Origin of the sequence: Nakamurella multipartita DSM 44233, assembly GCF_000024365.1 — a bacterium.
GTDB classification, from domain to species: domain Bacteria; phylum Actinomycetota; class Actinomycetes; order Mycobacteriales; family Nakamurellaceae; genus Nakamurella; species Nakamurella multipartita.
This window is the reverse complement of the sequence record NC_013235.1, coordinates 3,882,980-3,903,401: the sequence shown is the minus strand read 5'-3', so window position 1 is coordinate 3,903,401 and position 20,422 is coordinate 3,882,980. Positions and strand designations below refer to the sequence as shown.

The window sequence follows — 20,422 nt, the reverse complement described above, 5'->3', positions numbered from 1 at the left end:
GCCACCATGAACATGGGCGAACGATGAGCAAACGTCAAGAGGACGGTGTGAAGTCGACCAGGCGACGAACCCGGTCCAGAGCCTGCGCCGCCGTGGGGAGGCCGGCAGCGGCCGATCGCCACGACGCGGCGCGCCGGCGGAATGTCGGATCGAGCAACAGCTCTCGCGCCGCCGTGGTCACGTCGTCGACGGTGGCGAGCAGGGGATCGAGCACCGTCGCGACGCCCAGGTCCGCGCAGCGGTCCGCGTTGGCCGGCTGGTCGGCGCCCATCGGCAGCAGCAGCATCGGCCGGCCGAACGCCAGGGCGCCCATGACGCTGCCCGAGCCGGCGTGGCAGACCACCAGATCGCAGTGCGGGAGCACGGACGCCTGCGGAACGAAGCGCTCCACGTGCACGTGCGGGGGCATCGGACCCAGCTCGGTCGGGTCGATTTCGCGCCCCACCGTCACCACGATCGAGGCGTCCAATTGGCTCAATCCGGCCACCGCCCGGCTGAACAGGTCGCCGGATTCCTGATGGAAGATCGTGCCCAGCGTGAACAGGATTCGCGGCCGCGCCGGTTGGCGGGCGAGCCAGGCCAGCGTGCGTCGGGTCGCCGGATCCTGTTCATTCGGGACCGGTTCCAGCACGTCGGGGCGGATCCAGAGCACGGGCGGCGGCAGCGGATCGGCCGGATCGCGGAATCCGGGCGGCGCCGGCACCAGGGTGAGCCGCCGGGAGCCCGGCCGCGCCGTCAGGCCCATGGATCGGCGGGTGCGCTCGATCCGAGTCGTCAAGTGCCGCCGATCGACGGTTCCGCCGGCCAGCAACACGGTCATCTCGACCCGCGGCCGGCCCAGGCTCTCGGCGGTCAGGGCGGCGCCGAAGTCCATCTCGTCGTGCACGATTACGTCCGGACGCCAGTGCCGGGCGATGGCCATGAGTCGCGCGGCGCGGGACCGGGCCAGAGAGCCGGCGAAGACGTCGAGGATCACGGCCGCCTCGGCCGCCCGGTCCACGCGCGCGAGGTCGCGCCGGGCCGCCGGGTCGGCCAGGGTGGTGCCGCCGCTGTCGACCGCGGTGAACCCGGCCGCCGTCACGGTGGGCAGCAGCGCCGCCTGGCCGGTGACCAGGACCGCGTCGCCCTCGGCGCGGGCCGCCCGGGCCAGCGGAACCAGCGGCAGGAAGTGCCCGGTGCCGCCGGCGAAGCTGACCAGCATCCTCATTCGCCGGCCCCCCGATCGACGGGCCTCAGCTGCGGGTGAGCCGCTCGGCCGCCCCACGCACATAGGCGGCCTGCCCGACGTGCTGCAGGCCGTCGGACAGCACGCTGATCAGCCGCACGGCCAGCGTGACCGGCGGGTCCCACCGGGTGTCCACGACCCGGTCCAGCGCGGCATCGTCGAGGCCGGTCAGCAGCTCCACCGTGCGGGCCTGCACCCCGTCGGCGTAACCCTGCAGGTTCTCGATCGACGGCTGCACCTGCGCGACGTCGGCCGAGCTCTGGCCGTAGCCGATCACCTCGTCGGCGAAGGGCAGCGCGAATCGGGTCGCCCAGCCGTCGGCGATCCACACCTGCGGGCGATCGAACGCGTCGGCCAGGTGATCGTCCTGCACCCGGGTGAGGTGCCAGATCAGCCAGGCGATGGTGTTGGCCGCCGGATCGAGCCGGTAGGTCAGCAGGGTGGGGGACAAGCCGTCGAGCACGGCGTTGGTCTCCTGCGCGATCCGGGCGTACCCGTCCTGCAGCAGCTCTGCGGTCGTCGTCATCGGTCATTCCCTTCGCCAGGCGTGGGTGCGGTGCCGGCCGCGACGCTACGCCGGCCGCGTCGTAAGGTGCCCGGCGGCGAGGGAATCGGCCGCGAGGGAATCGGCCGCGAGGGAATCGGCCGCGACGGATTCGGCGGCGAGGGCAGCGATCGAACGGAGCAGGCAATGCATCCCAACGTGCAGCTGGTGGCCCAGGCGCTGGCGGCCGCCGGGGCCGGCGGGCAGGTCCGCGAGCTGGCCGATGCCGTGCGCACCGCGCAGGACGCCGCGGCCGCCCTGGGTTGCTCCCCGGCGGCCATCGCCAACAGCTTGATCTTCATGGCCGACGAGCAGCCCGTGTTGATCCTGACCAGCGGCGGGCACAAGGTCGACACCGCGCACGTGGCCGGGTTGCTGGGCGTCGACCGGCTGCGCCGGGCCACTCCGGACCAGGTGCGGGCGGCCACCGGCCAACCGATCGGCGGGGTCGCCCCGGTGGGCCACCCGGCGCCCGTGCGCACCCTGGTCGACGTGGCCCTGCAACCCTTCCCGGTGATCTGGGCGGCCGGCGGCACGCCGCACACCGTTTTCCCGACCACCTACGCCGAACTGCTCACCATCACCGGTGGCACGCCGGTCGCCGTGGTGGCCGACTGACGTCGGACCGCCGTCCACCGGGGTCGAGCTCAGGCGGCCCGGAAATCCTCGGCCTGCAGGCCGCGGGTGCGGCGCGGGTTGCCGACCATCGCGGAGGTCGGCGCCGGCTTCGGCTGGGCCAGCATGGCGGCGCTGAGGCCGCGGGTGCGCCGGGGGTTGCCCACCATGCCGGTGGTCGACGTGGGAACGACGGAAACGCTCATCACAATCACCTTCTGTTCGCTCGTAGCGGTAGGTCTCGCTGACCGCGAACGACTGTGGTCGCGTCTTCATTGTGACCGACGCCTGAAGCCGCTGTGGGATCACCGAGTGTGGTCTTCTTCACGTGACTGTACAGCAAAGGGGGCCGAATGGGTGAATATTTTTGCGGGAATCACGAAATGTGACCCCGCTCCGACAACCGTGTTGCCGGCAGGTGACGGCCATCCGTGATGCGCCTCACGGGAAGACGACGCAACCCCCGCCCGGTGGGCGGGGGTTGCGGTGATCGACAGGGGCGGGTCAGGCCGGCAGGGTGGCCACCCCGGGCGGGGCGAACCGGCGGCCGGTGGCCCGCTCGGAATAGCCCTCTCGGTCCAGGTACGGGGTGATCCCGCCCAGCCAGAACGGCCACCCCGCGCCGGTGATCAGGCCTAGGTCCAGATCGGCGGCATCGGCCGCGACACCCTCGTCGAGCATCAGCCGGGCCTCCTGGGCCAGCGCGAGTAGGACCCGCTCGCGGACCTGCTCCGCGGTCGAGGGCCGGTCGCCCTGCACCAGCAGGGCGGCGACCTCCGGGTCGAGCACCTGACGGCCCTGCTCGTCCCAGGTCAGCAGCGTCCGGTGACCGGCCTCGGCGATCCGCTGCAGGCTTTGCGACACCGGGAACCGGTCGCCGAACGCGGCGTGCAGGCTCTGCTGCACGTGCGCGGCCACCCCCGGGCCGGACAGCTGCAGCAGCATCAGCGGCGACATCGGCATGCCCAGCGGGGCCAGGGCCTCGTCGGCGACGTCGGCCGGGGTGCCCTCGTCGATCGCCGCGAGCACCTCGCCCATGCTGCGCAGCAGCAGCCGGTTGACCACGAACCCGGCCGCGTCCGCGGTCAGGATCGGTCCCTTGCGCAGTCCCTTGGCCAGCGCGAACGCGGTGGCCAAGGTGACGTCATCGGTCTTGGCCGCCTTCATGATCTCCAGCATCGGCAGCACGGCCACCGGCGTGAAGAAGTGGAATCCGACCACGCGCTCCGGGTGGTCCAGATCCTGCGCCATGGCGGTCACCGACAGCGAGGAGGTGTTGGTGGCCAGCACCGCGTCGGCGGCCACGTGCTTCTCCAGCGTGGCGAACACCTGCTTTTTGACCTCGAGCTCCTCGAACACCGCTTCGATGACGAACTCGGCGTCGGCGAAGGCGTCGTAGTCCAGCGAACCGGTGATGGACGCGGTCAGCCGGTTCGCCTCGTCGGCGGTGATCCGCTTCTTGCCCTTCAGTCCCTCGATGTCGCGGCCGATCGCGGCCAGTCCCTTGTCCAGGCGGGTCTGGTCGACGTCGGTGAGCACCACCGGCACCTTGAGGTTGCGGGCGAAGAGCAGGGCGATCTGCCCGGCCATCAGTCCGGCACCGACCACCCCGACCTTGGTGACCGGCCGGGCCAGCTTCGGATCGGGGGCGCCGACCGGCTTGCGGGCCCGCTTCTGCACCAGGTTGAAGGCGTAGATCCCGGCCCGGAACTCCTGGCTCATCACCAGGTCGGCCAGCGCCTCCCGTTCGTCGCGCAGGCCCTCGCCCAGCGGCGCGGTCCGGGACAGCTCGATCATCTCCAGGGCCCGGTAGGGCGCCGGCGCGGCGCCGTGCGTGCGCATGTCGGCGATGACCTTCCCGCGCTCCAGGGCGGCCGCCCAGTCCTCGTCGGTGGCGCCGGCGAACGCGGTGCGCGGCACCGAGGTGGACCCGGCGACGATGCCGGCGGCCCAGGCCAGGGACTGCTCCAGGTAGTCGGCGGCGTCCAGCACGGTGTCGACCACGCCCAGCCGCAGCGCGTCCTTGGGCTTGAGCATCCGGTTCTGGTTGAGCGGGTTTTCGATGATCACCGTGACCGCGTTCTCCGGCCCGATCAGGCGGGGCAGCAGCTGGGTGCCGCCCCAACCGGGCAGCAGGCCCAGGAACACCTCGGGCAGCGCGACGAACGCGGCGTTGCTGGCCATGGTCCGGTAGTCGCAGTGCAACGCGAGCTCGGTGCCCCCGCCCATGGCCGCGCCGTTGACGAAGGCGAACGAGGGGATGCCGGAGGTGCCCAGCCGGCGGAACACCCGCTGGCCGAATTCCCCGATGGCCAGGGCGGTGTCGCGATCGGTGAGCTTGCCGATCTGGGACAGGTCGGCGCCGACGGCGAAAACGAACGGCTTGCCGGTCACCGCGATCGCGTCCGGCGAGGCCGCCAGCGCGGTGCTGATGGCCGCGTCCAGGCTGGCCAGCCCGCCGGGGCCCAGCGTGTTCGGCCGGGTGTGGTCACGTTTGTTGTCCAGGGTGATCAGGGCGATCCGCACCGGGCTGCCGGCGCCGCCCGGGGCGGGGACCTCGACCACCCGGGTCAGGGCGGTGGTGATGACCTCGTCGGCCGCCAGGGCGGTCAGGTCCTGGGTCTTCTCCAGGGTGCTCACTGGGCGCTCCCGGTGGTCTCGGTGTCGGTCGCTGCGGTCTCGTTCGCTGCGGGGTCGGAGGTCGGCGAGCCGGTCCAGTGCGGGTTCTCCCAGATGACGGTGCCGCCCATGCCCAGGCCGACGCACATCGTGGTCAGGCCGTACCGGACGTCGGGGCGTTCGTCGAACTGCCGGGCCAGCTGGGTCATCAGCCGCACGCCCGAGGAGGCCAGTGGGTGGCCCATCGCGATCGCGCCGCCGTACTGGTTGATCCGCTCGTCGTCGTCGGCCAGGCCGAAGTGGTCGGTGAAGGCCAGCACCTGCACGGCGAAGGCCTCGTTGATCTCGATCAGGCCGATGTCGTCGATGCTCAGACCGGCCTTGGCCAAGGCCTTCTCGGTGGCCGGGATGGGACCGACCCCCATCGTCTCGGGCTCGACGCCGGCGAAGGCGTAGCCGACCATCCGCATCCGCACCGGCAGGCCGAGCTCCGCGGCGACGTCGGCGGCGACCAGCAGGCAGCCGGTGGCCCCGTCGGTCAGGCCCGAGGCGTTGCCGGCGCTGACCCGGCCGTGCGGCCGGAACGGGGTGCGCAGGCTGCCCAGAGCCTCCAGGGTGGTACCGGGACGAGGCAGCTCGTCGGCGACGGCCAGCCCCCAGCCCTGCTCGGAGCGGGTGGCCACGGGCACCAGGTCGGGCCCGATCTGGCCGTTGGCCAGCGCCTTGGCGTACTTGTCCTGGCTGGCCACCGCGAACGCGTCGGCCCGGGCCTTGGTCAGCTGCGGGTAGCGGTCGTGCAGGTTCTCGGCCGTCGAGCCCATGTTCAGCGCGGACGGGTCGACCAGCTTGTCGGCCAGGAAGCGGGGGTTGGGGTCGGCGCCCTGCGCCATCGGGTGGTGGCCCATGTGCTCGACGCCGCCGGCGATGGCCACGTCGTAGGCGCCCACGGCGATGCCGGACGCGACGGTGGTGACGGCGGTCATCGCGCCGGCACACATCCGGTCGATGGCGAAGCCGGGCACCGTCTTGGGCAGCCCGGCCAGCAGGGCCGAGGTCCGGCCGATGGTCAGGCCCTGGTCGCCGGTCTGGGTGGCGGCGGCCACGGCGACCTCGTCGATGCGCTCGGGCGGCAGTTCGGGGCGGCGCCGCAGCAGCTCGCGGATCACCTTGGCCACCATGTCGTCGGCGCGGGTCTGCGCGTACTGACCCTTGTCGCCGGCCTTGCCGAACGGGGTGCGCACCCCCTCGACGAACACCACGTCGCGCAGCGTCCGGGGGGCCGGCGGGCGCGGGGACGAGGTCGATTCCGGAGATGACACAGCCATGGATCACTCTTTCTCGGGGGTCGTCAGCGATCGGAGCACCGTCTCGGGTCGCTCTGCCCACCAAGTTACCCGTGGGTAACTTATCTGTCGACCGTCACCCCTGGGTGGTGACGATGGCCTCGCGCAGCACCGGCCCGACCAGCTCGATCTGCCAGGGACGGGCCCCACGACCGGCCAGCTCCTGGGCCAGCGCGGCGTCCAGGCCGCTGCCCTGCTCGTCCGGCGGCGTCCACAGCACCCGGCGGACCAGGTCGGGGGACAGCAGGTTCTCCACCGGGGTGCGGACCCGTTCGGACAGTTCGGCCAGCGCGGCCTTGGTCGCCTGGAGCCGGGCGGCGGCCGCCGCGTCCCGGGAGGCCCACTTGGCCGGCGCCGGCGGCCCGTCGCCCTGGAAACGCGGCGGGGGCAGCTCGTCGGCCGGCGCGGTCAGCGCCCGGTTGATGGCGGCCAACCACAGCTCGGCGTTGCGGCGCTGCATCCGGCCGGAGAACACCGGCAGGGCCACCAGGGCGGTGATGGTGGTCGGTCGGGCGGTGGCCGCCGCGATGATCGCCGAGTCGGGCAGCACCCGGTGCGGGGCGACGTCGCGCCGGCGGGCCAGCCCGTCCCGGGCCAACCACATCTCGCGGACCACGGCCAGCGCCCGCCGGTCGCTGATCTTGTGCACCCCGGAGGTACGGCGCCAGGGATCCGGCCGGGGCGCCGGCGGCGGCGCGGCCACCAGCGCGGCGAACTCCTGCTGAGCCCATTCGAGCTTGTTCTGCCGGCTCAGTTCCTGCTCCATGGCATCGCGCAGGTCGACCAGCACCTCGACGTCCAGGGCCGCGTAGACCAGCCAATCGTGCGGCAGCGGGCGGGTGGACCAATCGGCCGCGCCGTGACCCTTGCGCAACTGCAGGCCCAGTACCTGTTCCACCAGCGGGGCCAGACCGACCCGCGGGAACCCGGCCAGCCGGCCGGCCAGTTCGGTGTCGAACAGCCGGCGCGGCCGGATGCCGGCTTCGGCCAGGCAGGGCAGGTCCTGGGTGGCCGCGTGCAGCACCCATTCGGAATGGGCCAGCGGCTGGTCGAGCACGGCCAGATCGCCCAGCGCGATCGGGTCCAGCAGGGCGGTGCCCAGATCGGGGCGGCGCAGCTGGACCAGGTAGGCGCGGCCGCCGTAGCGGAAGCCGGAGGCGCGTTCGGCGTCGATGGCGACCGGGCCGGCCGGTTCGGTGGCGAACCGCCGGGCCCATTCCAGCAGGTCGGGGATCTGGGTCAGCGGGCCGACGATGGGGTCGCGGGGGGCGAGCAGCGGGACGGCCGGTGGGCCGGCGTCCTCGGGCGTGCTCGGGGGTGCGGCCGGGCCGTCGACGACGGCATCGTCGTCGATGCCCGGGGGCGGAACTCATCAGCGGAACCTATCGCGCCGTGACCGGTTGTGTGGCCATTGGCGTCCGGTGCCGTCCGGTTCCGTCGGGTTCTGCGCAAACCGGGGTGCGAACCGGGGCGGGATCCAGGGGTGGGGTGAAGGGGTGGGATCCAGCGGTGGGAACCAGCGGTGGGAACCAGGAGGTACGACTCAGGCGATCACGCCGGCGCGCATGGCCAGGGCGACCATGTGGGCGCGATCCCCGGTGCCCAGCTTGCGGCCGATGCGGGCGAGGTGGCTCTTGACGGTGAGGGCGGACAGCGAGAGCTGGTCACCGATCCACTTGTTGGACCGGCCGTCGGCGACCAGGCGGATGACCTCGATCTCCCGGCTGGACAGGTCGTGGATGGTGGCCGGGATCGCGGCCGCGGACGGGTTGGCCCGCCGGCCGATGAGCACGCCGCTCACACCGGAGCCGACCGCGTCGATCACCGGTCCGATCTCGGCGGTCGGGGCGAGCGCGATGATGCGCGGCCAGCCGGCCTCGCGGAGCAGGTGCACCAGCCGCGCGGTGTCGGTGCCCAGCTGCAGGCTGACCAGGGCCAGGTCGCCCACCAGCTGGCGGCCGATGATCTCCTCGGCCGCGGCGACCGAGGGCGCTTCCACGATCCGGCCGATGCCGACGTCGGTGAGGCTGGCCTTGAGCGGCTCCCGGGTGGCGCGATCGGGGTCGACCAGCAGCACGGTGGTGACGCGGAGATTGGAGCGCGGGACGGCCGCGGCCGGCGCCCGCTGGCTGGGCAGCATGACCCCCGCGTCGACCTGACTGGTGCCGGGTCCACGGCGTCCGGCCACGACCCCGACGGGTCCTGCACCGAAGATGCCTGTCTCGTCACTCACCGGACTTCCTCCCACCCCTGTCACGCGAATCCCCCGTCATTCGAATTGTCCGGGTTCGACATCAAACCGTCGAGTCAGATGCTCGACCCTGGTCGTTGTCAGCGTGTCAGCCCGTTGTTACCCATAGTGTCCGCTCTTCCGCCGTCCGTGGTCAAGCACCCGTTCCGACCAACGATCAGTGATCGTATCGGTCCGAACGTGCCGCGAACGGATCGGCTCTTTGAAGGAGCGTGACACCTTCGGGGGGAAGGCCGGCGGCCGCGGCGAGGAAGCCCGCGAAAGCCTGCAAATGGAGGTCGGTCTGCTCATCGGCGGTCCACGAAGCGCGCATTTCCAGGTCATCGGCCCGCTGCGGGCCGGCAATGTCACCGAATCGGGTGGAAGAAGTGGCGGTGACGGTGCCGCCCAGCGCGGCGTAACCCGCCCCGCTGGCCTCCAGCGATTCGGTCAACCAGCTCCAGGCCACCTCCGGCAGCAGCGGGTCCTGCGCGATCTCCGGATCGAGCTCGCACGTGGCGAACGCCACAATTCGCAACTCCCCGCCCCAGGCCGGAACCCCGTCCGGATCGAAGAGCAGCACCAGTCGGCCGGAGGCCGTTTCCTCCGCCGCCCCGGGCGGGTAGACCGCCGCGGAGACCGCGTGGCTGTAGGGCGCGAGGCGGGCGGGCGCCGGCAGCGGTCCGATCTCGATCTCGCTCCGCAGCCGGGCGACGTCCAGCCGAGTCACCGCCCGGCGGAAGGCGGCCGGTCCGGCCGCGGTCATCGACCCCGTCATGTCCGCGACCCTACGACCGGGCACCGACAGTGCACCGAAACCACGCCGGGGCACCGCGACGGGCTGGCCGCCGCCCGGGTCCGCGGGGCTCGGCGGGGACGGCTCAGGGCGGGCAGAGGGTGCCGACGGCGGGCAACTGACCCTGCAGCAGGTAGCCGTCGACGGCCCCGGCGGCGCACGCGCTCGCCGGATAGCTGCCGTGGGTGCCGGACTGCCAGCTGACCAGGACGGCCGAGGCCAGCTGACCGGCCAGGGCCCGCACCGATTCGTACGGGGCGACGGGGTCGTCGACCGCGCCGAGCACCAGGATCGGGGGCGCGCCGTTGGCCTTGACCGCGCCGAGCGCGTTCTCCGGTGCCGGCCACGACCCGCACACCCCGAGCAGGCCCAGGGCGTAGGGCCCGAACAGCGGGGCCTGCGCCCGGACGTCCTGGACCGCGGTGGCCAGCTGGTCCGGGCCGAGCCGGACCGCGGTGTCGTTGCAGGCGTAGATCAGGGCCGGGGTCACCCACGACCGGCTGTCGGACAGGCCGAGCGCGGTGCTCAGGCGGCTGGCCAGGGCGGTGGTGTCGCCCTGCCCGGCCTTGGCGATGTCGCCGGCCAGCCCGGGCCAGACGGCCGGGTCGCCCAGTCCCAGCAGCAGGCTCAGCAGCACCGACCCGCCGGTCACCCGGCCGGTGCCCGGGGTCGCGGCCGCGTCGAGCTGGGCAACCGTCTTCTCCACGGTGCCGCGCGGATCGGCGCCCAGCGGGCAGCCGCCGCTGAAGGTCGGGCAGGCGGCCGCGAACGCGTCCAATGCCTTCTCCGCGGCCACCCCGACGGCCGCGGCCCTGGCGTCCGCGGCATCCATCGGGTTGGCCGGCGCATCCAGGACCGCGGCCTGCACCCGGCCCGGATACCGGTCGGCGTAGACGGTGCCCAGGGTCGCCCCGGCGCCGCGGCCGAGCACGGTCAGCCGGTCGGTGCCCAGCGCGGCCCGTAGATGGTCCAGGTCGTCGGCGGCTTCGGTGGTGTTCACCAGCGGCAGGTCAGGACCGCCCTGGTCGGTGCACTCGAAGGTGATCGAGCGGGTCACCTCGGCCAGGGCCTTGGCCCCCTCGGGTTGGGTCGGATCGGCCCCCAGGGTGGCCAGCGCGCCCAGGTCGGTACGGGAGATGCAGTCGATCGGGTCGGCGTCACCGCTGCCGGCCAGATCGACGGTGACCACCGCGAAGTGCTGGCGCACGGCCGGGGACAGGCCGGCGGCGACGGCGGCCACGTCGCTGCGACCGTGCTGGCCAGGGGAACCGTCCAGCACCACCAGGACCGGGGCGTCGTCGGCGACGCCGGCGGCGCGGGCACGGGCCACCTCGATGCTCCGCCGCCCGGCCGACCCGACCGCCGACCCCTCGGTGACCACGGTGGCGCAGTCGACGTCGAACTGCTGGCCGGTCGTCGGGTCGGTGTCGGCGACGTCCGCGCAGCCCTGCCAGCGGATCGGGTCGGCCCGCTGCCCGGGACCACCGGGTCCGACGGTGCCGCTGGCCGGGGCGGTGGTGGTCACGGTGGCGGCCGGCCCGGGGCCGTAGGTGGCCAACGCCGGCCGTTGGGACGGGCCCAGGGTGCAGCCGGCCAGCAGCACCATGGTCAGCGCGGCCAACCCGGCGGCGAGCGGGCCGATCCGGCGCGCGCCGCTCATGCCGGCTCGCGCAGGTAACGGGCGAACAGGTGCGCCCCGCCGATCCGCAGCAGGGCCGGCGTCCAGGCCACCGGAGCGGCCAGGTCGATGGGCAGCAGCCGGGTCGCGGCCGAGCCGAGCAGGACCGGCGCGATGGTCAGGCAGCATTCGTCGAGCAGGTCGCGGGCGATCAGGTCGCCGAGCAGGGCCGGCCCGCCCTCGCAGTGGATCCGGCCCAGGCCCCGGTCGGCCAACCCGCGCACGGCGGCGGCCAGGTCGACCTCGTCGGTCCCGGCGATCAGCGCGTCGGCGGTCGGCGGGACCCGCTCGGCCGCGGCCTGCGGGGTGATCACGATCGGCCGGGTCTGGGTGTCGGTGAACAGCGGCAGGTCGGCGTCCAGGCCGCGGCGGGTGACCACGGCGATCGGCGGTGGCTGCTTGGATCGGCCCCAGCGCCGGCGGCGGGCGAGCCGGTCCGGGTCGAACCGGATGCCGCCGTACTGCTCGGTCCGCACGGTGCCCGCGCCGACCAGGATGACGTCGGCCAGGTCACGCAACACCGCGAACAGCTCGCGGTCGGCCTCGTTGCCCAGGCCCCCTGACCGCCCGTCGAGGGCGGCTCCGCCGTCCAACGAGGTGATCATGTTGGCCCGCACGTGCGGGGTGGCGGTGGGCCAGGCGTACAGGGCGGCGAGCTCGTCGTCCCGATCGGGACCGTCCGGCAGCCGATCGACGCCGCGACCGCTCGCCTGGGGGGTCCGGGATGTGTCCGCTCGCACACCCCATCCGTACCAGACGGCTCGTGCGGTCCGGATACGCTCCTGCCTCATGCCTGCCCTGCACCTGGTCGACCGCGATCCCGTCGTGGACGCGGACGAATTGATCGAGGGGCTGGTGCCGCCGCCGCGGTTCAACGACGTGCGCTTCTCCACCTACCGGCCGGCGCCCGACCAGCCCAGCCAGCAGGCGGCGGTGACGGCGTTGTCCGCGTTCGCCGAGACGATCGCGCGGCCGCCCAAGAAGGGCCTGTTCCGCCGGTCCGGCTCGACCCCGGCCGGCGGCTACTACCTCGACGGCGGGTTCGGGGTCGGCAAGACCCACCTGCTGGCCTCGCTGTGGCACGCCGTCCCCGGGCCGAAGGCGTACGGCACGTTCGTCGAGTACACGCACCTGGTCGGCGCGCTCGGATTCGCCGAGACGGTGAGCCGGCTCTCCGGCCACAAGCTGGTCGCCGTCGACGAGTTCGAGCTGGACGACCCGGGCGACACCATGCTGATGACCCGGCTGTTGGGCCAGCTCTGCGACGCCGGAGTGCACCTGACCGCGACGTCGAACACCTTGCCGGACAAGCTCGGCGAGGGCCGGTTCGCCGCGGAGGACTTCCGCCGCGAGATCCACGCGCTGGCCTCGCGGTTCCAGACGCTGCGGGTCGACGGGCCGGACTACCGGCACCAGGGGCTGGCCCCGGCCCCGCCGCCGCTGGGCGACGCCGAGCTGGTCGCCGCGGCCCAGGCGCCGGGCGCGAGCCTGGACTCCTACGCGGACCTGACCGCCAAGCTGGAGACCCTGCACCCCTCCCGGTACGGCCAGCTGGTGGACGGGGTCAGCTCGGTGCAGTTGCGCGACGTGCAGCCGCTGGACAACCAGTCCGCCGCGCTGCGCTGGGTGGTGCTGATCGACCGGCTCTACGACCGCTCCATCCCGGTGCGCGCCTCCGGGGTGCCGCTGGACGAGATCTTCACCCCGGAGATGCTGGCCGGCGGGTACCGCAAGAAGTACAAGCGGGCCACCTCCCGCATCCTCGCGCTGGCCCGCGACGCCGTCTCCTAGCCCGCGCCCCGCCCAGGGCCGCCCCGCCCAAGGCCGCCCCGCCTAAGGCGTCGAGTGTGCAGAAACGGCCCTTATCCGCCCGGATAAGGGCCGTTTCTGCACACTCGACGGGCGGGGGCGGGGCCGATTGTGGACAACTCGGGGTGCCCGCCGCCGGATCGGCGACGCTGAGCGGGTGCCCCGCCGACCCACTCCGTTGCCCCGCGAGGTCAAGGCCGCGGCGTTCACCTTGGCCCAGGGGCGCTCGATCGGGCTGGGCGACAAGCGGATGCGCGGGAGCGACCTGCAGCGTCCGGTCCGCGGAGTCCGTCAGCCGGCCGACGGCGCCGGGGCCTGGCCGGACGCGTGGGCCGCGGCCGAGGCCCGGCTGCGCGACCGCTGCGCCGCGGTCACGCTGGCGGTGCCGGAGGGGGCGTTCTTCTCACATCTGACAGCGGCCCGGCTGTGGCCGCTGCCGCTGCCCGGCTGGGCGGTGCAGGACGAGGCGGTGCACGTGTCGGTCTTCGAACCGGCGATGTCACCCCGGCGGCCCGGCCTCGTCGGGCACCGGCTCAGCGATCCACTGATCTTCACCGTGAATCGTGGCGGGCAGCGGCTGATCGATCCGGCCACCCTGTTCTGCCAGGTGGCTGCGGTGCTGCCGGTGCCCGACCTGGTGGCGGTCGGCGACGCGCTGATCCTGACGCCCCGATTCGCCGACGCCCTGGACGATCGCCCCTACCTGTCGCTGTCCGACCTGGTCGAGCGGGTCGATCGGTGCCGCGGTCGGGGCAAGGTCGCGGCTCGGCGCGCGGTCGGGCTGATCCGCCCCGGGGCCGAGTCCCGACCGGAAACGCTGGTCCGGCTGGCGGCCGTGGATATCGGGTTGCCCGAGCCCGAGCTCAACGTCGACCTGTTCGCCGCCGACGGGACGTTCCTCGGCCGGGCCGACATGCTCTACCGGCGGTACCGCGTGGTCGTCGAGTACGACGGCGAGCAGCACCGCACCGACACCCGGCAGTACGACACCGATATCGACCGGCTCGATCGGTTCGCCGCGGACGGGTGGCGGGTGGTGCGGCTGACCGGCCGCGCGTTCTTCGCGGACCGGGCGACCTGCCTGGCCCGCATCGAGCAGGCCCTCACCGCCGGCGGGTGGCGCCGGCCCCAACCCGCCCCGGCGCGCCGGCCTCGCGCCACGACCCCGCCGAGTGTGCAGAAACGGCCCCTATCGCCGTGAATAAGGGCCGTTTCTGCACACTCGGCGGCCCCTGGGGGTCGGCGGGCGGCGGGACGGGGCAGGGACGGGGGAGTCAGGGCAGGACGTCCACGAGAGCGTCGACGGCCTGGTCGATCTCGGCGCGGGTGATCACGATCGGCGGGGCGAACCGCAGCGTCGTGTCGTGGGTCTCCTTGACCAGGACGCCGCGGTGGGCCAGCTGCTCGCTGATGGGGCGGCCCAGGCCGACGTGCGGGGCGAGCTCGGCGCCGGCCCACAGGCCGCGGCCGCGCACCTCGGCCAGGCCGCGGCCGACCAGCTCGCCGAGCCGGGCGTGCAAGTGCGCACCCAGTTCGGCCGAGCGGGCCTGCATCTCGCCGGTCCGCAGCAGGGTGATGACCGCCCGGCCGATCGCGCAGGCCAAGGGGTTGCCGCCGAAGGTCGAGCCGTGCTGGCCGGGCCGCAGCACGCCGAGCACGTCGCGCCGGCCGACCACCGCCGAGACCGGCATGATGCCGCCGCCCAGCGCCTTGCCCAGGGTGTACAGGTCGGCCCGCACGCCTTCCTGGTCCAGGGCCAGGGTGCTGCCGGTGCGGCCGAGGCCGGACTGGATCTCGTCGGCGATGAACAGCACGTCGTGCTCGTCGCAGGCGGCCCGCACCCCGGCCAGGTACCCGGCCGGGGGCACCAGCACGCCCGCCTCACCCTGGATCGGTTCCAGCAGCACGGCGGCGGTGTCCGGGGTGATCGCATCGCGCAGCGCGTCCAGGTCGCCGTACTTCACCGAGACGAACCCGGGGGTGTAGGGGCCGTAGTGCTCGCGGGCCGTCGGGTCGTCGGAGAACGAGACGATGGTCAGGGTGCGGCCGTGGAAGTTGCCGCCGGCGGTGATGATCTGCGCGCGGTTCTCCGGCACCCCCTTGATCTCGTAGGCCCACTTGCGGGCGACCTTGACCGCCGACTCGACGGCCTCGGCGCCGGAATTCATCGGCAGCACCATCTCGGTGCCGGTCAGCTCGGCCAGCTCGGCGCAGAACGGGCCCAGCTGGTCGTGGTGGAAGGCGCGGGAGGTGAGGGTGACCCGTCCCAGCTGCTCGACCGCGGCCGCGATCAGATCGGGGTGCCGGTGCCCGAAGTTCAGGGCCGAGTAGCCGGCCAGCATGTCCAGGTAGCGGCGGCCGGTCACGTCGGTCACCCAGGCGCCCTCGGCGGCGGTGATCACCACCGGCAGCGGGTGGTAGTTGTGCGCGCACCAGGTGTCGTCCAGCGTCAGGTAGGTCTGCGGATCGCCGGACTGCAGGGATGTCATCGCCGCGCCTTTCTCGGTGCCTGTCCAGGGTGCCGACCACGCCGTCGCCGGACCGGGCGCCGGAGAATCAGCCTATCCACGCCGCGGTCGGCCGGCCCCGGACCGCGGCCACCGGCTCGGGTGAATCTGCCGGCCAAATCCGGACCGCCGCGTGGTCCGGGCGCGCGGCGCGTGCGACGGTGGGTCCGTGGCCAACTCAGACAAGAAGTCGGGCAAGAAGAATTCGGCGAGCAAGTCCCAGGCGCTGGCGTCCACGTTCCGCGCCCCGCTCGGCGAGCAGCTCGATGTGACCGCGATCAGCACCAAGGCGACACCCGCCGGGCCGCAGTCCCGCGAGGACGCCGAGGCGGCGCTGGCCGAGCTGGGCCCGCGGCTGGCCGCGCAGCAGGAAATGCTGGTGGCGCAGGGCAGTGCCGGCGATCCCCGCCGGGTGCTGCTGGTGCTACAGGGCATGGACACCGCCGGCAAGGACGGCGTGATCAACCACGTCGTCGGGCTGCTTGATCCGGGTGGGATCAACCTGGTCTCGTTCAAGAAGCCGACCGCCGAGGAGCTGGCCCACGACTTCCTGTGGCGGATCGAGCGGCAGGTGCCCGCGGCCGGCCGGATCGGGGTGTTCAACCGTTCCCAGTACGAGGACGTGCTGGTCGTGCGGGTGCACGACCTGGTCCCGCCCAGCGTCTGGGAACCGCGCTACGAGCGGATCAACGAGTTCGAGCAGGGCCTGGTCGACGCGCACACCACCGTCATCAAGTGCTTCTTGCACATCTCCAAGGACGAGCAGACCGAGCGGCTGCTGGCCCGGCTGGACGACCCGACCAAGTACTGGAAGTACAACCCGGGCGACGTCGACGAGCGCGGTCGCTGGGACGACTACCAGCAGGCGTACTCGGCGGCGATCGGCCGCTGCAGCACCGACGCCGCCCCCTGGTACGTCATCCCGTCGGACCGCAAGTGGTACCGCAACTGGGCGGTGGCGGCGTTGTTGCTCGAACAGCTCGAGCACCTGGAGCTGAGCTACCCGCCGGCCGCGTTCGACATCGAGACCGAGCGCCGTCGGGTCCGGGACAGCTGAGCGCCCCCGGGGCCACCCCGGCGCCGCTGGCGGCGCCGGCCCGGTGACAATGGCCCGGTGACCCGCAGACCGTCCCGGCCGTGGACCGTGATCGTGCCGGTCAAGTCGACGGCCCGGGCCAAGAGCCGGCTGCGGCTGGACCCGGCCGATCGGCGTCGCCTGGCCGTGGCCATGGCCCGGGACACGGTGTCCGCGGTGTCCGGGGCGGCCGTGGTGGGCCGGACCGTGCTGGTCGTGGAGGAGGCCGCGGACGGGGTGAGCCTGGCCACGGGTCCCGGGATCGAGGTGTTCCTCACCCGCACCGCCGAACTCAACGACGCCATCCGGGACGGGCTGACCGCGCCCGGCCTGGGCCCGGACGACCCGGTCGCCGTGCTGCCGGCCGACCTGCCGTCGCTCACGCCGGACGAGCTGGCGCAGGCGTTGGGACGGGCGGCCGGCCACCGGTCCTGCGTCGTGCCCGACCGGGCCGGCACCGGAACCACCCTGCTCACCGCGCAGACACCCGCCCTGCTGCACCCGCGGTACGGTCTCGGCTCGTTCCGGGCGCACGTGGAGCACGGGGCGTGGCCGCTGCGCCTGCCCGGCCGCAGCGGGCTGCGCCGCGACGTCGACCGGGTGGACGACCTGGCCTCGGTCACCGGTCCGCACACCCTGGCCGTGCTCGGCCGGTTGGGCGTGGACCGGCCGGGACTGGCCGGCTGAGCGGGGACGGGGGCCTCGACCGGCCCGCCGAGCGGTACCGTCATGGGGTGGATCGTCGCCTGCTGCAGCCCGGCTGGATCGCCGGGCATCTGCTGGTGCTCGCGGCGGCGCTGACCTGCCTGCGCCTGGGCTGGTGGCAGTGGGAACGAGCCCACGAGGCCTCCGGTACCGCGCAGAACCTGGGTTACTCGATGCTGTGGCCGGCGTTCGCGGTTGCGTTCATCTACATGTGGATCCGGTTCCTGCGGCTGGAGAAGATCAAGCAGCAGGAAGAGGACGAGCAGACCGATCAGCAACTGGCCGAACTGCTCGACGAGCTGGATCCGGCGCCCGAACCGGTCGCCACCGTCGAGGACCGGCCGGCCGAACTGCCCGCCGATCGACCGAACCCCGACGAGCCGGGCCGGCCGAGCGAGGCCCCGGTGCTCAGCGTCGCTACCGTGGACGAGGAAGATCCGGACGATCCCGAACTGACCCTGTACAACCAGGCGCTGGCTGCCCTGGCCGAGGAGGACCGCCGACGTGCCCGTCGACCCCGCCGGTGAGATCACCGACAGCACCGCACCCGCCTCCGGCCGCCCGGCCGCACCGACATCGGCGGCCCCGACATCGGCGCCCCCAAAATCGGCGCCCCCAAAATCCGCGAAGGTCATGGCCGCGTTCAAGCGGTACAAAATCGCCGCGTTCATCGTCGGCTGGGGCCTGCTGCTGCTGTGCGCCGCGATGGTGGCCAAGTACCTGTTCGACCTGCCGCAGTTCGTGGTGATCTGGGGCCCCATTCACGGCGCGCTGTTCGTGGGCTACGTCATCCTCGCGTTCGACCTGGCCTACAAGGACCGGTGGTCGCCCCTGGGCACCCTGTGGGTGCTGGTCGCCGGGACCATCCCGTTCGTCTCGTTCGTGGCCGAGAAGCAGGTGCAGCGCAAGATCCTGGCCGGCGGCCGGATGTAACCGGGGCGATGATGCGCTGAACGGGTTGGGTAGGTCGTCTTACCCACCCTCCTTGCTGCCGTTACGCGAATTTTTCCTGGGCGGACGGGGCATCTGGTCGCAATCCGGATAGTCTTGGTCACGGATTGTCGTCCGAGGGAGGGACTGGCCGTGCCCGGAATCGTCGGCTTGCTCGCCTCAGCCGCGCTGGCGGTGGCCGGTGCCGTGCTCGCGCCGGCCGGGGTCCCGGCCGCCGCGACCGCGACCACATCCGCGGCGGCGCCCCTGCCGTCCGGGCGGCCGTTCGCCGCGACGAGCCCGTTCAACGTGCCGGTCACGGGCGCACCGGCGCTGGATCCGCGCAGTGCCGCGATGGTGGCTCGGGTCGCCCGCGACGGCCTGGGCTACGCCAATCTGGTCGAATTCGGCATTCCGATCTACGACGCGACCTCGTCGACGCCGCGGCAGACGGTCCGCTGCACGATCACCGACTGGGGACCCTGCCCGTTCGGCACCGCCCCGCGGCCGATCCCGACCACCGCGCGACCCAGCGTCGGCAGCGACGGCGCGATGGTGGTGGTCGACCGGACGGCCGGCACCATCGACGAGTACTGGCAGGCCGCGCCGGCCACCGGCGGCTGGACCGCCAGCTGGGGGGCCGTCAACCAGGTCGCCGGCTCCGGCTGGGGCGGCGGGAGCACCGGCGCCGGCGCCTCCCGGCTGGCCGGGGTCGTCCGGGTCGCCGAGATCCAGGCCGGAGTGATCCCGCATGCGTTGGTGGTGCAGAGCGACACCGTCTGTGCCGGCACGGTGCGAGCGCCGGCGCTGAAGACCGACGGCGATTCCACCCGGCCGGACTGCATCCCGGAGGGCGCCCGGCTCCAGCTCGATCCGGCGATCGACGTGGCCGCGATCCCCGGCATCACCCCCGGCGAGGTGACGGTGGCCCGCGCGCTCCAGGTCTACGGCGCGTACCTGATCGATCGCGCCGGTGCCCCGCTGGCCGTCAGCTTCGAGGTGGCGCCGGACGCGAGTGCGGCGGGCCCGGGCGCGGTCTACCAGCAGGCCGGTTTCGGCTGGGACTACTTCGGCATGCCGAACGTCCCCTGGGACCGGCTGCGGGTGCTGCAGGCCTGGGATCGCTGACCCGGCCCGTCAGCGAGCTACGCAGGGTAGCGGGGCACTACTCTGGGTGGTGCTGGGGTGCGGGTTCGACCCGCCGGGAGCCTGGGGGATGACCGATGAGATGCTCCGCCATTCGCGCGGTGACGCTGCTGCTGACGGCGGGGGCGGTCGTCGCCTGCTCGGCGCCGCCACCCGGGCCCGCGGACGGGCCGTCACCATCAGCGGCAACAGCGACAGCCTCAGCGACGACAGCGGCATCAGCGACGGCGGCCGGATCGGGGTCGGACCCGGCGGGAGGGTCGGCCGCGGCGTCCCCGTCGGTGGATCCGCTTGATCCGCCCGGCTCGTCACCGGTCCTGGAAGGGGCCACCGGCTCCGCCGAACGCCCGTTCAACGCCGACAGCCCGTTCAATGTGCCGGTGGCCGCCGGCGCCGCCCTCGACCCGGACACCGCGGCGATGGTGGCCCGGATCAGCCGGGCCGGCCTCGGCCACGCCAACCTGGTCGAGTTCGGCATCCCGATCTACGCCGCGACGGCCGACACCCCGCGCCGGATGGTCCGGTGCACGATCACCGAATGGGGCGTCTGCCCGCTGGAGCAGGGGAGCCCGCGCTTGATCCCGGACGACGCCGTGCCCGACGCCGGCCGGGACGGGGCGATGGTGGTGGTCGACCGCGCCGCCGGCACCGCCGACGAGTACTTCCAGGCCGCACCGACCGACGCCGGCTGGACCACCGGCTGGGGGGAGATCACCTCGCTGACCGGGTCGGGCTGGGGCGGCGGCACCACCGGGGCGGGCGCCTCCCGTCTGGGTGGGGTGATCCGGGTCGCCGAGATCCGGGCCGGCGAGATCCCGCACGCGCTCGTGCTGGAGAGCGACACGGCCTGCGCCCGCTCCTTCCGGGCGCCCGCACTCAAGACCGACGGCGAGTCCGACCGGGCCGACTGCATCCCGGAGGGTGCCCGCCTGCAGCTCGACCCGACGATCGACGTCGCCGCGATCCCGGACATCACGCCGGGCGAGGTGGCGGTCGCGCGGGCGCTGCAGTCCTACGGCGGCTACCTGATCGACCGGGCCGACACGTCGCTGGCCATCGCCTTCGAGGTCGCCCCGGACGCCTCGCCGAGCAGCCCCGGTGAGGTGTACACGCAGGCCGGCCTGGCCTGGGACTACTACGGGATGCCGCACATCCCCTGGGATCGGCTGCGGGTGCTGGCCCCGGGCAGCTGAACCGGCG

At 73.3% G+C, this 20,422-nt stretch carries 20 protein-coding genes; 9 read left to right on the top strand and 11 right to left on the bottom strand.

The window, feature by feature from the left end:
* Window positions 1-34 precede the first annotated feature (34 nt).
* Together NAMU_RS17585 and NAMU_RS17580 are read right to left on the bottom strand one after the other, a co-directional pair.
* Entirely contained in the window at window positions 35-1,207 is a 1,173-nt protein-coding gene (locus tag NAMU_RS17585; RefSeq protein ID WP_015748731.1) for a glycosyltransferase, read from the bottom strand.
* Between the two features lie 25 nt (window positions 1,208-1,232).
* A complete protein-coding gene (locus tag NAMU_RS17580; RefSeq protein WP_015748730.1) occupies window positions 1,233-1,751 on the bottom strand; it encodes a mycothiol transferase in 519 nt (172 codons plus the stop codon).
* Window positions 1,752-1,916: 165 nt separating this feature from the next.
* On the opposite strand from NAMU_RS17580, the gene NAMU_RS17575 reads away from it, so the two are divergent.
* Window positions 1,917-2,387, top strand: coding sequence for a YbaK/EbsC family protein (locus tag NAMU_RS17575; RefSeq protein ID WP_041370898.1), 471 nt, complete (start codon window positions 1,917-1,919; stop codon window positions 2,385-2,387).
* 29 nt (window positions 2,388-2,416) lie between these two features.
* Here the strand turns inward: NAMU_RS17575 and NAMU_RS30065 are convergent, their stop codons facing one another.
* The 8 genes from NAMU_RS30065 to NAMU_RS17540 all read right to left on the bottom strand — a co-directional run bounded on the left by NAMU_RS30065 (window position 2,417) and on the right by NAMU_RS17540 (window position 11,841).
* Window positions 2,417-2,590, bottom strand: coding sequence for a hypothetical protein (locus NAMU_RS30065; protein ID WP_015748728.1), 174 nt, complete (start codon window positions 2,588-2,590; stop codon window positions 2,417-2,419).
* A 298-nt stretch (window positions 2,591-2,888) separates the two neighbouring features.
* Window positions 2,889-5,024, bottom strand: a complete 2,136-nt coding sequence (locus NAMU_RS17570) for a 3-hydroxyacyl-CoA dehydrogenase NAD-binding domain-containing protein (RefSeq protein WP_015748727.1) — start codon at window positions 5,022-5,024, stop codon at window positions 2,889-2,891.
* Window positions 5,021-6,328 carry a thiolase family protein gene (locus NAMU_RS17565; RefSeq protein WP_015748726.1) on the bottom strand — a complete coding sequence of 436 codons (1,308 nt, stop codon included), beginning with the start codon at window positions 6,326-6,328 and terminating at the stop codon, window positions 5,021-5,023. The genes NAMU_RS17570 and NAMU_RS17565 overlap by 4 nt, the downstream gene beginning before the upstream one ends.
* Window positions 6,329-6,422: 94 nt before the next feature.
* Window positions 6,423-7,700 (bottom strand): HRDC domain-containing protein, encoded by a 1,278-nt coding sequence (locus NAMU_RS17560; protein WP_083785880.1) that lies wholly within the window; start codon window positions 7,698-7,700, stop codon window positions 6,423-6,425.
* A 189-nt stretch (window positions 7,701-7,889) separates the two neighbouring features.
* Window positions 7,890-8,579: a LuxR C-terminal-related transcriptional regulator gene (locus tag NAMU_RS17555; protein ID WP_015748725.1), complete on the bottom strand. Its 690-nt coding sequence runs from the start codon at window positions 8,577-8,579 to the stop codon at window positions 7,890-7,892.
* Window positions 8,580-8,754: 175 nt separating this feature from the next.
* Window positions 8,755-9,354, bottom strand: a complete 600-nt coding sequence (locus NAMU_RS17550; protein ID WP_015748724.1) for a DUF3000 domain-containing protein — start codon at window positions 9,352-9,354, stop codon at window positions 8,755-8,757.
* A gap of 103 nt (window positions 9,355-9,457) precedes the next feature.
* Window positions 9,458-11,032, bottom strand: a complete 1,575-nt coding sequence (locus NAMU_RS17545; RefSeq protein WP_015748723.1) for an alpha/beta hydrolase — start codon at window positions 11,030-11,032, stop codon at window positions 9,458-9,460.
* Complete coding sequence (locus tag NAMU_RS17540; RefSeq protein ID WP_083785879.1) at window positions 11,029-11,841, bottom strand: pyrimidine reductase family protein; 813 nt, start codon at window positions 11,839-11,841, stop codon at window positions 11,029-11,031. Before NAMU_RS17540 ends, NAMU_RS17545 begins: the two co-directional genes overlap by 4 nt.
* Here NAMU_RS17540 and zapE point away from each other — a divergent pair.
* Both zapE and NAMU_RS17530 read left to right on the top strand, forming a co-directional pair.
* Window positions 11,840-12,841 carry a cell division protein ZapE gene (gene zapE, locus NAMU_RS17535; RefSeq protein ID WP_015748721.1) on the top strand — a complete coding sequence of 334 codons (1,002 nt, stop codon included), beginning with the start codon at window positions 11,840-11,842 and terminating at the stop codon, window positions 12,839-12,841. The two genes, NAMU_RS17540 and zapE, sit on opposite strands and share 2 nt — an antisense overlap.
* A 175-nt stretch (window positions 12,842-13,016) precedes the next feature.
* Entirely contained in the window at window positions 13,017-14,060 is a 1,044-nt protein-coding gene (locus tag NAMU_RS17530; RefSeq protein ID WP_015748720.1) for an endonuclease domain-containing protein, read from the top strand.
* A 73-nt stretch (window positions 14,061-14,133) separates the two neighbouring features.
* Here NAMU_RS17530 and rocD read toward each other — a convergent pair whose 3' ends face one another.
* Window positions 14,134-15,348, bottom strand: coding sequence for an ornithine--oxo-acid transaminase (gene rocD / locus NAMU_RS17525; RefSeq protein ID WP_015748719.1), 1,215 nt, complete (start codon window positions 15,346-15,348; stop codon window positions 14,134-14,136).
* Between the two features lie 187 nt (window positions 15,349-15,535).
* On the opposite strand from rocD, the gene NAMU_RS17520 reads away from it, so the two are divergent.
* From NAMU_RS17520 to NAMU_RS17490, 6 genes are all read left to right on the top strand, one after another.
* Window positions 15,536-16,423, top strand: coding sequence for a PPK2 family polyphosphate kinase (locus NAMU_RS17520; protein WP_217180455.1), 888 nt, complete (start codon window positions 15,536-15,538; stop codon window positions 16,421-16,423).
* A gap of 57 nt (window positions 16,424-16,480) precedes the next feature.
* Window positions 16,481-17,128 carry a 2-phospho-L-lactate guanylyltransferase gene (gene cofC, locus NAMU_RS17515; protein ID WP_041369104.1) on the top strand — a complete coding sequence of 216 codons (648 nt, stop codon included), beginning with the start codon at window positions 16,481-16,483 and terminating at the stop codon, window positions 17,126-17,128.
* Between the two features lie 47 nt (window positions 17,129-17,175).
* Window positions 17,176-17,673: a hypothetical protein gene (locus NAMU_RS27585; RefSeq protein WP_015748716.1), complete on the top strand. Its 498-nt coding sequence runs from the start codon at window positions 17,176-17,178 to the stop codon at window positions 17,671-17,673.
* Entirely contained in the window at window positions 17,651-18,079 is a 429-nt protein-coding gene (locus NAMU_RS17505; RefSeq protein WP_015748715.1) for a DUF3817 domain-containing protein, read from the top strand. Before NAMU_RS27585 ends, NAMU_RS17505 begins: the two co-directional genes overlap by 23 nt.
* 150 nt (window positions 18,080-18,229) lie before the next feature.
* The gene (locus NAMU_RS17500; RefSeq protein ID WP_015748714.1) at window positions 18,230-19,204 is read left to right on the top strand and encodes a hypothetical protein; all 975 of its coding nucleotides are present in this window, start codon (window positions 18,230-18,232) and stop codon (window positions 19,202-19,204) included.
* A 299-nt stretch (window positions 19,205-19,503) separates the two neighbouring features.
* Window positions 19,504-20,415 carry a hypothetical protein gene (locus NAMU_RS17490; RefSeq protein WP_015748712.1) on the top strand — a complete coding sequence of 304 codons (912 nt, stop codon included), beginning with the start codon at window positions 19,504-19,506 and terminating at the stop codon, window positions 20,413-20,415.
* Window positions 20,416-20,422 lie beyond the last annotated feature (7 nt).